Consider the following 12,283-nt stretch of genomic DNA (forward strand, 5'->3'; position numbering starts at 1 on the left):
CATTGTTTATTAAAGGAAGAATGAGCGCAGGATGGTGGCGGCGACAATCAGGAAGATGCACGCCCCGAACCACGAGGCGGCAGTCTTGGATGTGTCGGGATCGCCGGACGAGTCGAGTAGGTCAGCCCCATTGCTGGGGCTTTCCCCTCTAAGAACCGTACGTGATACTTTCGCATCATACGGCTCAAGCAACACACGTAAATGATGTTGATATTCATTCAAGTGTCTCATTTCCTACCAATTTTTAGTTTAGACATTTTTGTTTTGCAAGATGTATGGACAAGTTTGTAATCCTTTTTGCCCCCGATGATACTTTCGGTTATGCTCCAAGGTCTCTCCCTGTCTATACGTTCACCACAGAAAGGGCATGTTCTGTTCTGCCTTGTCCAAATCCTCACGAGGCTTTCTCTGCCCTTGAGCGTTTGCTTCATACGATAGGTCTCACGCCATTCGTAGTAGGATTTATCGGCAGGGTCATAGGGATTTGCGTAGTGTCTGACCTTGGCGAACTTTTCATGATGAATGTCAGGAAGATATGCTAATGTGATTTGACGCATCTTCGAGCGTTCCTCCATATCTGCCATAAAACGCCATTTCCGTCCGTTTACGGTCTTGAAATACTTATCCTTAATCCAACCCTTACTCTTGTTTGAATGTCTGCGTCTTGCCCATTGCCATAGTTTTCGATGAATTTCCCAATCCACCCGATGAAATGTCTCTGCGGACGTACCATATTTATAGTAGTTGCCCCAGCCCGTTATAATCGGGTTCAACATTTTGATGAGTGAATGCTGTTTGGCAGTCTTGTTGCTTTCTATCACCTTGCGGATTTTGTCGCAGAAGCGTTTCTTGGCATCGCTTGACGGCTGTGTGAGCAGTGTGTTGTTGGGGAACTTGCGGATATTGAAACCGAGGAAGTCAAAACCCTCACTGATATGTGTGATTTTCGTCTTTTCTTCCGACAGTGTCAATCCACGCTCCGCCATGAAATTGCGCACAAGTGGCAGGATGACCGTTTCAATGGTCTCTCTGTCCTTTGCCGTTACGATGAAGTCGTCTGCATAGCGTATCAGATGTATTTTGGGAACGATTTTCTTGTAGTTCACCTGATATTTTCTGACACAATTTTCCAAAAGCGATTGTAAGCCGTCAAGAACCATGTTTGCGAGGGTCGGTGAAATGATGCCTCCTTGTGGCGTACCCTCTTCCGTGGGGAAAAGTTCACCATTGAATACGAACCCGCATTTGAGCCATTTTCGCAGTATCTCCTTGTCCGTTGGGACATTATTGAGAAGCCACTCGTGGCTGATGTGGTCGAAGCAGCCTTTGATGTCTCCCTCGAGTATCCATTCGGGCGCACACGTCCGAGAGAGCAGGATGAAGCATTGCTCTATGGCATCATGAGTGCATCTGTGCTTGCGGAAACCGTATGAGTGGGTGTCACCCGTGGTCTCTGCAATCGGGTCGAGTGCCATGAGATAGAGAGCCTGCATAGCCCTGTCTTTCATTGTCGGTATGCCCAAGGGGCGTAGTTTGCCGTTTTTCTTCTCGATGTTCACCCTGCGTAGTGGTTGCGGTTGGTAACCACGGCGTTTGAGTGAACCGATGGCTTTGGCTTTCGCAAGCGGTGATGACCATACAGCCTTGTCAACGCCTGCGGTGTCTTTACCTTTGTTGGTAGTAACTCGCTTTACAGCCAATGCCTTGGCGTAGAACGAGTGGGTAAGCGTCCATTGCAAGGCTTTCACCTTGTTATGTCTGCCTTCCCTCTGAGCCTTTACAATACGTGCTTGCAGCTTTTGAACATACATCTCCGCCCGTGTCCAGTCGATTTCCGACCAGAGTGTGTGGAGGTTTCTGTTTTCAGGCGCACACAATTCTTTCGTCTTGTTCATTTGCATTCCTTGCTTTAAAAGTTCTGTAAACTATTTTGTAAAGTGTTACCATACAGAAGTCTGCCCACTTTCGTGTCGGATGATGTCGCCCTTGCCACACGTGACCGAGGCTCAATCCGTATCCGTTCCATTACAGAACGGCATTCGCTTTTTCCGCTTTCCTATACCCGCACCCCATGTAGGCTCACCTTACGGTTTGCTTACCCATTAAGATGGGAGAGATACGGGCTTACCGTGTTTTACATAAGTGACAAATAAGCGGGTTAGGTCCTGTCTATTCCACCGGCAGTGCTTCATGTCCGTGTGTCCCCAAAATTCAAGGGAACAGCCGACTGCTTACCTTTTTGGTTCGAGCCTGTCAATACCTTTGGCTCGTTGTACTTTACGATGTTTATCGGACAGTTCACTTTCGTTGACCATACCGCTAAGCCAAGCTCCTCGTGCTGAATGGTATTATCAGCCGTTGACCTCCCCTCGCGGTTCAGTCTCCTCCTTTCGGAAAGGCTACCTTGTCGGGACAGCTTCGTACAAAGGAATTACTCCCTATGCACGTGTCCGTAGGCTACTCCAGACGGAACTGGAGGTGTAATCAGAATGTTACACAATCACTTACGCAACTTCACGTCGCACGAATTTCCCATACACTTTCACGCCCCCGATAAGCCCGACTACCGCGCCGATGGCGTAGATGAGTTTCGTGCCGGGGTCGAAGTACGAACTCACCATAGAGGTGGCTTCGTTGATGCCCGCGATGCCGTTTCCCTGCGCGAAGGCGGAGGCGGTTGCGGCAACCAGAAGTGCCGCAGAGAGGATAAGTTTCTGTCTGTTGTTCTTGTTCATAAACTGTTCTTGTTTTGTGCCGTCCAAAGGGTGGATGGTCCTTTGTCGGGCGGTTGATACTCGATTACTTTACTTTGGTTTAGTGGGTTGCCCGTTTGTTTCTACGGACTTGGGTGTGTCCGTTGCGAATTGGCTGTACCTTGTACCGCCGTGCGCGTGGGTGATGCCGTCTTACGTTTTCATTCTCATTCTTTTTTAGTCGTTATACATAGTTGCGGATGTCGAAGTTCTCAATACTGTCCGGGACGACAAAATCCTTTTTCGGTTTATTCTTCTTCAGCCGGATTTCGATAAGTCCCTTGATGCGGATGCTCATTTCAGACGAGCCGGTCATCAGCTTCTCGTACAGCTCCGTCCCTTCCATGTCGGTGAAGACCTTTGCCGCCCGCTCCCGTTCCGTCGTTGTCGCTTCCGGGTTCTTGGCGGTTCTGACCGCATCGTCTATCTCGTCGAAACTGCTTCCCGATGCCCTCGGCGCGTCGGGCGTTTCTTCCTCCGGCTCGTCCTCCCCGAACTCCAGTTCCGAAGGCGTGAGGCTCGTGAAGGTTTCGTCGAGTTTATCCTCCGGGACTTGTGCGGGACGGGACACGGTTTCCGTGTTTCCGTCGTCAAAAGTAGTCTCTTCCTCCGTCAGCTCAATGCCTTTTTCCGAAGTGGCGGCTTCTTGCGTCGGTATGGCAGCGGTTGTCCGGGGCGATGCCATCCTGAAACGGCTCTTGCCGATGATGTCCGGGGTGTCTGCGGGCGGTGTGTCCCTTACCGTTTCGGGCTTTGCCGCCGTGCCGCCCAACGACCGCCACACTCCGGCTATGCTTCTTAGGAAGCGGACAAGTCTGGTTTCCATGATCCTGTCATAAAGGAGCAGGAACAGGAACCACAGGTTGCAGCCGACCGATACGGTCAGCAGAATATCAGTCATGCTTATTGTTTCACTCATGCACGTTCTCTTTTTGAGGGTTAAAATACTGCGTCGTAATTCTGGGCGTAAAGGCTCTTTATCGCCTCCTCGCACTGGTTGAAGTGGTGCGTAAGCACATGGTCGATGTAGGCGGACAGCGACAATTTGTCATGCCCGATCACACGGGTGATGCGCATGATGCGGTCGTGGTACTCCGGACGCACATACGCCATCTTTCCCTCGCGTGCCTTCACTTCGGCTTCACGGATGAACAGCCGTTCATAGTCCTTTTCACCGCATTTGCCGCCTAACGGCACGGGGGATAGGATTTCCACACTCGCCTGCACTTGGGCAAGCATACCGCCGCCGTCATGCTGCGGACTTCTGTTTTTCTGGTTCTTTTCCATATTCAAATCAAGTCTTCACGTTGTTTCTTGTACAGTTCGTTTATTTTCTCCTTGTGCTGTTCCAGATGTTGGCGCAGCACGGTGTCCACGTAGCCGCCTACCGAGATTTCACGCCCGGCGATGTCGTTCACGATTTTGAGAATCTTGCTGTGGACATCGCGGCTGATATAGACGCACTGGCGCGTCTTTATCTCGTTGCGGCGGAGGAACAGCCCGGAATAGTCGTCCTCCTGCCGTTTGCGGCGGACAGTGTCCCTCTGCGGTTTTTCCTTTGCCGTGTATTGCGCGGGCGGCGGTTCCGTTTCAGGGACGCTTTTTTCTTCGGGAGCAGGCGCGGGCGGCTCCTGCGCGTGGTACAGGGTCCCGTCCTGCCTGCGTCTGCCGATGGAAGCTATCAACAGTTCCTCGTCAATGCCTTCGGTGTTCACTTTCCTGCTGCCCATGATTATTGAGGTCTGATGATACGGCTTATCTCTTCCGAGAACTCACGGATGCCGCTCCCTTTCAGCAGGGACGCATCCATCGGGAAGATGGTCGAGCGGAACACGCTCTTGCGCTCTTCCGAGAGGTCGCGCCGGAACTTCTTGCTGTCGGGCAGGCGGGTGGACAGCACCGGCAGCCCCATCTCGGCGATCACATCCTCATACAGGTCGTAAAGCCCGTTCTTCTCCCTGCCGTCCACCATCGTCCAGAACAGGTACAGCCCTTTTGTTTTCGCCTGTCCCGTCGTCATGAGGTTGTCACGGAACATCACAGCGAATTGCAGGGTGCTTTCCACGACAAAACGGTCGGCACTCATGGGCGCGAAGATGTAGTCCATCTGCGAGAGGGTCTTGACCACGCCGTTGCTTTTCAGGGTTCCCGGCATGTCGAAAAACACGATGTCGGGTTTCACCTCTTCTTCGGCAAGCATCCTTTCGGCATCATCGAGGGCGTTAAGGGCGTCGCTTGCGATGACCGGGTAGGCGTTCTTCCTTATCTTGCGGAAGTGGTCACACGCGAGTGCCTTGAAATAGAGGCTCCCGCCGATAAGTCCCGTTTCACGTTCACGCAACCCGTGTATGCTGTGCTGCGGGGTGTCGCAGTCTATGACTGCGACATTGTGTCCTTTCACGTTGTGGAGGTAGTTGGCGGCAAGTGCCGTGACGGTGGATTTGCCGATACCCCCTTTCTGTGTTGCGAATGCAACGAATGTTTCATTACTCATGGTTCTGTTGGTTTTAATGGTTGATGAATTGTTTTCCTGCTCCGATACGGAATCGGTGACATGTATATCCGCGTCCGCGAATCTCTGACTGTCCGGTTCGTCACGTATCCGCTTCAACGGTGGGGCAGGGATTCGGATAACTGATGAATGACGACATTGCGTCATGAAGTCATTGAATCCGTGAATCACCGCGTCATTGTAAAACCGGGTATCCGAAGGTTCGGGTATCCGGTCAGGCAAATAGCCGCCGAAGCGGTTTGCCGGGTATTTGAAAGCCTCATTTTTCATATCTTCAAATCGTTCGTTTCTTGAATCATGCTGCAAATAAACAAGGATATTTTTGAACCTGTATCACTTCCCCGACAAGTGGCGGCATGTTGCGCCGGTTGGCACTGATTGTCCGGGTCAAGCCTCTGTCCGATACCGCTTTAAGGGCGTAACTTTGCACCCGAACGGCAGGGTTCGCCGCAGGTGGCGCAGCCCGGAGTTTGAAAGGCATTCCCCCAATCCGGCCCCGACGGATTTTTATGTTCGCCTGAACATAGCAAGGTATGTTTTCAGCCGCTCAAAATATTTTGAGCAGCCACGAAAACGCCTTGCCCTTGCAGGGGGGCGGGCTTACCCTCCGAAGTCGGGAAGCCTCTCAAACCTGCGGTGCTGTGCCTCGAAGCGGCGGCTTATGCCGTCAAACCGCTAAATCCAAAGTAATATGAGTGAAAAAAGAAGAAACAAAGGCGGGAGAAATCCCAAACTCGATCCGGCGGTGTTCCGCTACACCGTCCGTTTCAGCGAGGAGGAACACAACCGTTTCCTCTCCATGTTCGAGAAGTCGGGCGTTTACGCCAAGTCGGTCTTCCTGAAAGCGCACTTCTTCGGGCAGCCGTTCAAAGTGCTGAAAGTGGACAAGACGCTGGTGGATTACTACACCAAACTGTCCGATTTTCATGCGCAGTTCCGCGCGATAGGCACGAACTACAACCAAGTCGTGAAGGAACTGAGGCTGCATTTTTCCGAGAAAAAGGCGATGGCGTTGCTCTACAAGCTGGAGCAACAGACCGTCGAACTCGTGAAACTGAGCCGCCGGATTGTGGAACTTTCAAGAGAGATGCAGGAAAAATGGTCGCAAAAATCAGTGTAGGAAACTCGTTGTACGGCGCACTTGCCTACAACGGGGAAAAGATCAACGAGGCGAAAGGGCGGCTTCTGACAACCAACCGCATCTACAATGACGGTTCGGGGACGGTGGATATCCACCGGGCTATGGAGGACTTTCTCGCTCTGATGCCCGTGCGGTCGAAGGTGAAGAAACCGGTGGTGCATATCTCGCTCAATCCGCATCCCGACGATATTTTGACGGACACAGAACTTCAGGACATCGCACGGGAGTATCTGGAGAAGATGGGGTTCGGCAACCAGCCGTATCTCGTTTTCAAGCATGAGGACATCGACCGCCACCATCTGCATATTGTGACGGTCAGGGTGGACGAGGAAGGCAGGAGCATAGACACCCGGAATAACTTTTACCGGAGCAAGCAGATAACACGCGAACTGGAACGGAAATACGGGCTGCACGACGCGGAACGCAAGAACCGCCGTCTTGATACGCCGCTGCGCAAAGTGGACGCTTCTGCGGGCGACGTGAAGAAGCAGGCGGGGAATCTGATTAGAGAACTGAACCGCAGATACAAGTTTCAGACGATGGGCGAATACCGCGCCCTTCTTTCCTTATATAATATGACGGTGGAGGAAGCGCATGGCAATGTGCGCGGACGTGAGTATCACGGGCTGGTCTATTCCGTCACGGACGATAAGGGTAACAAGGTCGGTAATCCTTTCAAGTCCTCACTGTTCGGGAAGTCCGTCGGCTATGAAGCCGTACAGAAGAAGTTTGCCCGTTCCAAGCAGGAGATTAAGGACAGGAAACTTGCTGACATGACGAAACGCACCGTCTTTTCCGTGCTGGAAGGCACGTATGACAAGGAGAAGTTTGTTGCCACGCTCAAAAGGAAGGGCATCGACACCGTGCTACGCTACACGGAGGAAGGGCGCATCTATGGAGCCACGTTCATCGACCACCGCACGGGCTGCGTGTTAAACGGCTCACGCATGGGCAAGGAACTTTCTGCCAACGCCTTGCAGGAACACTTCACGCTGCCTTATGCCGGACAGCCGCCGATTCCGCTCTCCGTTCCGGTGGAGGAACTGGAGAACAGGCAAGGATATTCCGGAGGGGAATACGAAAGCCATTCCAGCGGCATGAACCTGTTTGCCCCCGAAGGTCCGGCAGTGGACGCTGAAGAGGAAGCCTTCATCCGGGCGATGAAGCGCAAAAAGAAGAAAAAACGCAAGGGCTTGGGTATGTAATCAGAGTATCAACAATTAAAAAATCAATGTATGTCACAACAAGAAGACGATTTGAGGGCATTGGCGAAAATCATGGATTTTCTGCGTGCCGTGAGTATCATTTTAGTGGTCATGAACGTGTACTGGTTCTGCTACGAAGCCATCCGGCTGTGGGGCGTGAACATCGGCGTGGTGGACAAAATCCTTCTGAACTTCGACCGCACGGCGGGGCTGTTCCATTCCATTCTCTACACGAAGCTGTTTTCCGTCCTTTTGCTTGCCTTGTCCTGTCTGGGTACGAAGGGTGTCAAGGGTGAGAAAATCACTTGGGGGAGAATCTGGACAGCATTTGCCGTCGGGTTCGTGCTGTTTTTCCTGAACTGGTGGTTGCTGCCCCTGCCGCTGCCGCTTGAAGCGGTGACGGGACTGTATGTCCTTACCATTGGAACGGGCTATGTCTGCCTGTTGATGGGTGGTCTGTGGATGAGCCGCCTGTTGAAGCACAACCTCATGGACGATGTATTCAACAACGAGAACGAGAGTTTCATGCAGGAAACACGGCTCATAGAAAGTGAGTATTCGGTCAATCTGCCGACACGTTTCTATTACAGGAAACGCTGGAACAACGGTTGGATCAATGTAGTTAATCCCTTCCGTGCGTCCATCGTGTTGGGTACGCCGGGCAGCGGCAAGTCCTATGCCGTGGTAAACAATTTTATCAAGCAACAGATTGAAAAGGGCTTTAGTCAATACATCTACGATTTCAAGTATCCCGACCTATCTACTATTGCCTACAACCATTTGCTGAACCCCCCGGACGGCTACAAGGTAAAGCCGAAGTTCTATGTGATCAACTTCGACGACCCGCGACGCTCTCATCGGTGCAATCCCATTCACCCGGATTTCATGGAGGATATTACAGACGCTTACGAGAGTGCGTACACGATTATGCTCAATCTCAATAAAACGTGGGTGTGACCTGGAAAGTCACGTAATTGATTGTTAAACAACAATGTATATTGTAAGATTTAACCCGCTGTTCCGTCAGCGGTAGCCTACTATAAGGTGCATCTCCAGTGATGGGTTGTGCCAAGCTTATAGGACAAAGTACACTTTCCGAAAGGACAAGACTGAACCGTGAGGGAAAGTCAAGGGTGGTTAGTATCATACTGCCAAGTGGCGAGGCTGGATAGCATGGTTAACGTAAGTGAACTGACTTTAGCCGTCGTAAGGTTTGAAGGAGCGCAAGATACTTTAGCTCTCACCAAAAGGTAAGCAGTCGGATAACCCTTGCCCATGTTAGGGTTACACGGACACAGAACTGCCGGCGGACTTGGCAGAACCTAAACTATCCGTTTGTCAATTACGTGGAACAGGGCAAGCCTGTATCTCTCTCGTAAGAAAACGAGTAAGCAAACCGCAAGGCAAGCCGAATGGGGTGCAGGTATGAGATAACGGAAAAAGCGAACGCCATCCTGTAATGGGGTGGATACGGATTGAATCGACATCACGGGTTGCTGTTGGTGACATCATCCGACACGAAAGTGGGCAGACTTCCGTATATGGTAACTCTTTACAAGATAACTTATAGAACTTTCAAAAGGAGGAAAGCAAATGAACGAAACTAAAACATCGTGTGCGCCTGCTGACAACAGGAATCAGACTTGGGACGGTATGGACTGGTCCAAGTGTGAAACCTATGTCCGAAAGCTACAAGCGCGTATTGTAAAGGCTCAGAAAGAAGGCAGACATAATAAGGTAAAAGCCTTACAATGGATGCTTACTCACTCTTTTTACGCCAAGGCATTGGCGGTAAAGAGGGTTACTTCCAACAAAGGGAAGAATACGTCTGGAGTAGATAAACAGCTTTGGGATTCTCCCAAGCGCAAGTACAAAGCAATTGATGAACTCAAACGCCGTGGTTATAAACCTCAACCGCTCCGTAGGGTTCATATCAAGAAAAAGAACGGCAAACTTCGACCGTTGGGAATACCGACAATGAAAGACAGAGCGATGCAAGCATTATACCTAATGGCTTTGGAACCGATAGCCGAAACGACAGGCGACCGTTTTTCCTATGGTTTCCGCAAGAAACGCAGGACAATGGACGCTATCCGTCAGATTGACACGGTTCTAAACCGCCAACATTCCCCCGAATGGATTTTGGAGGGAGATATTAAAGGCTGCTTCGACCACATCAGCCACGACTGGCTTCTTAATCATATTCCTATGGATAAGACGATACTCAGAAAATGGCTGAAATGTGGAGCTGTATTCAATGGCAAACTGTTCCCGACAGAAGAAGGTACACCACAAGGAGGTATCATATCACCGACACTTGCAAATATGGCACTTGACGGACTTCAACCACTCTTGGCCGAAAGATTCAAAAGACGTTTCATCAACTATAAGACATTCCACTACAAAGTGAATCTTATCAGATATGCGGACGATTTTATAATCACTGGTCGGGATAAGGAGCTTTTGGAAAACGAGGTCAAACCTATAGTAATAGAATTTCTCAAAGAAAGAGGTCTTACTTTATCCGAAGAGAAAACTACCATTACAAACATATACAACGGTTTTGATTTCTTAGGTTTCAATATAAGGAAGTTTGGCAAAAGGCTATACACGTCACCGTCAAAAGAGGCACAGAAACGCTTTAGAGCTAAAATTAGTGACATCGTTAAAGGACATAAAACGTGTAAGCAGGAATCGCTGATACGAATGCTCAATCCTGTAATTACAGGCTGGGGAAATTACTACCGATATGGTGCATCAACCGCTGCTTTTCATGATTGCGACTACCACATTTATAACCTCACGAAACAATGGGCTTTACGCCGTCATCCGAAGAAACGCATAACCTGGGTGGCAGACAAGTATTGGCACGAAATTCGGGGGCGTAAATGGACATTTGCATGGAAATATGAATCAAAGAACAAGAAAGTAAATTACTTGACTCTTAAAAGGTTGTCGGATATACATTATACTCCGTATAAACAAATCAAGGGTGAAGCAAATCCTTTCGACCCTGACTATGATGATTATTTCTCTCAGCGAAAGGAACAACAAATGCTGGAATCTCTCAAAGGACGTAAGTCTCTCTTATATTTATGGAACAAGCAGAATCGGACATGTCCGTTATGTGGAAAAGTTATAGATTGTACAAAAGCATGGAACGTCAACGAAATACATGTTAACGGTTCGATTGTACGACAACTTGTCCACAACAACTGCTACAAGCAAAATAAACGAAAATGTTGAAAGTATGAGCCGATTTCTAATAACAAATAGGAATATTGAGTTGCTTGAGCCGTATGAGGGGAAACTCTCACGTACGGTTCTTAGGGGAGGAAGAGGCAGCAATGCCTCTGACTTACCCGATGTGCAGAAGCAGGGTGACTTCTTCGTGGAATCACCTATTATCTTGTTTGCCAGTATTATATGGTATCTCAAAATCTATAAGGGTGGTAAGTATTGCACGTTTCCCCATGCCATTGAGTTCCTGAACCGCCGTTACGAGGATATTTTCCCGATTCTTTCTTCATATCCCGAACTTGAAAACTACCTCTCACCATTCATGGATGCTTGGCTCGGTGGGGCGGCTGAGCAGCTTCAAGGGCAGATAGCATCGGCGAAAATTCCGCTCTCGCGCATGATTTCCCCGCAACTCTATTGGGTAATGTCGGACAGCGAGTTTACGCTGGATATCAACAATCCCGAAGAGCCGAAAATCCTGTGCGTGGGTAACAATCCCGACCGTCAGAATATTTATGGTGCGGCTCTCGGTCTGTATAACTCCCGTATCGTAAAGCTCATCAACAAGAAGGGGATGCTGAAGTCGTCGGTCATTATAGATGAACTACCGACGATATATTTCAAGGGGCTGGACAACCTTATTGCCACCGCACGAAGCAACAAGGTTGCCGTGTGTCTGGGCTTTCAGGATTTCAGCCAGTTGGTGCGCGACTATGGCGATAAGGAAGCTAAAGTCGTGATGAACACCGTCGGTAATATCTTCTCCGGGCAGGTGGTGGGTGAAACCGCCAAGACGCTATCCGAACGCTTCGGAAAGGTCTTGCAGAAACGGCAGTCCATTTCCATCAACCGGCAGGACGTTTCCACCTCTATCAATACGCAGATGGACGCGCTTATCCCGCCCAGCAAGATTTCCGGCTTGACGCAGGGAATGTTTGTCGGTTCTGTGTCCGATAACTTCAACGAGCGCATTGAACAGAAGATTTTTCACTGCGAGATTGTCGTGGATGCAGAGAAGGTGAAACGCGAGGAAAAAGCCTACAAGAAGATACCCGTCATTACCGACTTCACGGACGAGGATGGCAACGACCACATGAAGGAAACGGTGCAGGCGAATTACAGGCGCATCAAGGAGGAAGTCAAGCAGATTGTTCAGGAGGAACTGGAGCGGATTGCCAACGACGACAATCTGAAACACCTGTTACAGCAGAAATAACCGGGCTGACGTGAGGCAATGAAAGCGGGCGGAACAAAGTATCAAACTTGCTCCGCCCGTTATTCTTTAGGGATTCTTAGTCTATCTTCTCATACGCTCCATCTCTTCGTCACGGAGCATCTTCTCGTTCAGTTTTTCCTGCATTTTGTCAAGGAAGTAGGTGCGGCTTTCGTTCTTCCGGCGTTTGATATCAGTGTAGAAGCGGTAGCAGTCTTT

General features: G+C 50.0%; 12 protein-coding genes and 2 pseudogenes. 6 read left to right on the forward strand and 8 right to left on the reverse strand.

What is annotated here, in order from left to right:
• Positions 1 to 9: 9 nt before the first annotated feature.
• Entirely contained in the window at positions 10 to 231 is a 222-nt protein-coding gene (locus tag DWX23_RS12820) for a DUF4134 family protein (RefSeq protein ID WP_050776220.1), read from the reverse strand.
• Positions 228 to 1,895, reverse strand: coding sequence for a group II intron reverse transcriptase/maturase (gene ltrA, locus DWX23_RS12825; protein WP_008777825.1), 1,668 nt, complete (start codon positions 1,893 to 1,895; stop codon positions 228 to 230). The genes DWX23_RS12820 and ltrA (DWX23_RS12825) overlap by 4 nt, the downstream gene beginning before the upstream one ends.
• Positions 1,896 to 2,262: 367 nt before the next feature.
• On the opposite strand from ltrA (DWX23_RS12825), the gene DWX23_RS12830 reads away from it, so the two are divergent.
• Entirely contained in the window at positions 2,263 to 2,484 is a 222-nt protein-coding gene (locus DWX23_RS12830; protein ID WP_227201767.1) for a hypothetical protein, read from the forward strand.
• A 41-nt stretch (positions 2,485 to 2,525) separates the two neighbouring features.
• Here DWX23_RS12830 and DWX23_RS12835 read toward each other — a convergent pair.
• The 5 genes and pseudogenes from DWX23_RS12835 to DWX23_RS12855 all read right to left on the reverse strand — a co-directional run.
• Positions 2,526 to 2,735: pseudogene (locus DWX23_RS12835) on the reverse strand (DUF4134 family protein); the annotation flags it as partial.
• A 202-nt stretch (positions 2,736 to 2,937) separates the two neighbouring features.
• The gene (locus tag DWX23_RS12840) at positions 2,938 to 3,672 is read right to left on the reverse strand and encodes a hypothetical protein (protein ID WP_007366514.1); all 735 of its coding nucleotides are present in this window, start codon (positions 3,670 to 3,672) and stop codon (positions 2,938 to 2,940) included.
• A 20-nt stretch (positions 3,673 to 3,692) separates the two neighbouring features.
• Positions 3,693 to 4,040: a DUF3408 domain-containing protein gene (locus DWX23_RS12845; protein ID WP_028899187.1), complete on the reverse strand. Its 348-nt coding sequence runs from the start codon at positions 4,038 to 4,040 to the stop codon at positions 3,693 to 3,695.
• Between the two features lie 2 nt (positions 4,041 to 4,042).
• Positions 4,043 to 4,483: a DUF3408 domain-containing protein gene (locus DWX23_RS12850; protein ID WP_007366516.1), complete on the reverse strand. Its 441-nt coding sequence runs from the start codon at positions 4,481 to 4,483 to the stop codon at positions 4,043 to 4,045.
• A 2-nt stretch (positions 4,484 to 4,485) separates the two neighbouring features.
• Positions 4,486 to 5,535: a ParA family protein gene (locus tag DWX23_RS12855; RefSeq protein ID WP_007366517.1), complete on the reverse strand. Its 1,050-nt coding sequence runs from the start codon at positions 5,533 to 5,535 to the stop codon at positions 4,486 to 4,488.
• A gap of 421 nt (positions 5,536 to 5,956) precedes the next feature.
• Between DWX23_RS12855 and mobA the strand changes: the two genes are divergently transcribed.
• The 5 genes and pseudogenes from mobA to DWX23_RS12885 all read left to right on the forward strand — a co-directional run bounded on the left by mobA (position 5,957) and on the right by DWX23_RS12885 (position 12,067).
• Positions 5,957 to 6,385 (forward strand): conjugal transfer protein MobA, encoded by a 429-nt coding sequence (gene mobA, locus DWX23_RS12865; RefSeq protein WP_005809224.1) that lies wholly within the window; start codon positions 5,957 to 5,959, stop codon positions 6,383 to 6,385.
• Positions 6,364 to 7,611 (forward strand): conjugal transfer protein MobB, encoded by a 1,248-nt coding sequence (gene mobB, locus DWX23_RS12870; protein ID WP_032543188.1) that lies wholly within the window; start codon positions 6,364 to 6,366, stop codon positions 7,609 to 7,611. Before mobA ends, mobB begins: the two co-directional genes overlap by 22 nt.
• Positions 7,612 to 7,641: 30 nt before the next feature.
• A pseudogene (locus DWX23_RS12875) lies at positions 7,642 to 8,565 on the forward strand (YWFCY domain-containing protein); the annotation flags it as partial.
• A gap of 639 nt (positions 8,566 to 9,204) precedes the next feature.
• The gene (ltrA, locus tag DWX23_RS12880) at positions 9,205 to 10,857 is read left to right on the forward strand and encodes a group II intron reverse transcriptase/maturase (protein WP_122374764.1); all 1,653 of its coding nucleotides are present in this window, start codon (positions 9,205 to 9,207) and stop codon (positions 10,855 to 10,857) included.
• Between the two features lie 4 nt (positions 10,858 to 10,861).
• On the forward strand, positions 10,862 to 12,067 hold the full coding sequence (locus DWX23_RS12885) for a TraM recognition domain-containing protein (RefSeq protein ID WP_122374765.1): 1,206 nt from the start codon (positions 10,862 to 10,864) through the stop codon (positions 12,065 to 12,067).
• 81 nt (positions 12,068 to 12,148) lie between these two features.
• Here the strand turns inward: DWX23_RS12885 and DWX23_RS12890 are convergent.
• Positions 12,149 to 12,283 (reverse strand): RteC domain-containing protein (locus DWX23_RS12890; RefSeq protein ID WP_182422707.1); only part of this gene is annotated, 135 nt, incomplete at its 5' end.

Source organism: Parabacteroides sp. AF18-52 (assembly GCF_003479145.1).
GTDB classification, from domain to species: Bacteria; Bacteroidota; Bacteroidia; order Bacteroidales; family Tannerellaceae; genus Parabacteroides; species Parabacteroides faecis.

Excerpts from the sequence above, each read along its gene's own strand:
- mobA (WP_005809224.1), top strand. The coding sequence starts at position 5,957 with ATGAGTGAAAAAAGAAGAAACAAAGGCGGGAGAAATCCCAAACTCGAT.
- ltrA (WP_008777825.1), bottom strand. The coding sequence starts at position 1,895 with ATGAACAAGACGAAAGAATTGTGTGCGCCTGAAAACAGAAACCTCCAC.
- DWX23_RS12845 (WP_028899187.1), bottom strand. The coding sequence starts at position 4,040 with ATGGAAAAGAACCAGAAAAACAGAAGTCCGCAGCATGACGGCGGCGGT.
- DWX23_RS12840 (WP_007366514.1), bottom strand. The coding sequence starts at position 3,672 with ATGAGTGAAACAATAAGCATGACTGATATTCTGCTGACCGTATCGGTC.
- DWX23_RS12820 (WP_050776220.1), bottom strand. The coding sequence starts at position 231 with ATGAGACACTTGAATGAATATCAACATCATTTACGTGTGTTGCTTGAG.
- DWX23_RS12850 (WP_007366516.1), bottom strand. The coding sequence starts at position 4,483 with ATGGGCAGCAGGAAAGTGAACACCGAAGGCATTGACGAGGAACTGTTG.
- DWX23_RS12885 (WP_122374765.1), top strand. The coding sequence starts at position 10,862 with ATGAGCCGATTTCTAATAACAAATAGGAATATTGAGTTGCTTGAGCCG.
- DWX23_RS12855 (WP_007366517.1), bottom strand. The coding sequence starts at position 5,535 with ATGAAAAATGAGGCTTTCAAATACCCGGCAAACCGCTTCGGCGGCTAT.
- mobB (WP_032543188.1), top strand. The coding sequence starts at position 6,364 with ATGGTCGCAAAAATCAGTGTAGGAAACTCGTTGTACGGCGCACTTGCC.
- ltrA (WP_122374764.1), top strand. The coding sequence starts at position 9,205 with ATGAACGAAACTAAAACATCGTGTGCGCCTGCTGACAACAGGAATCAG.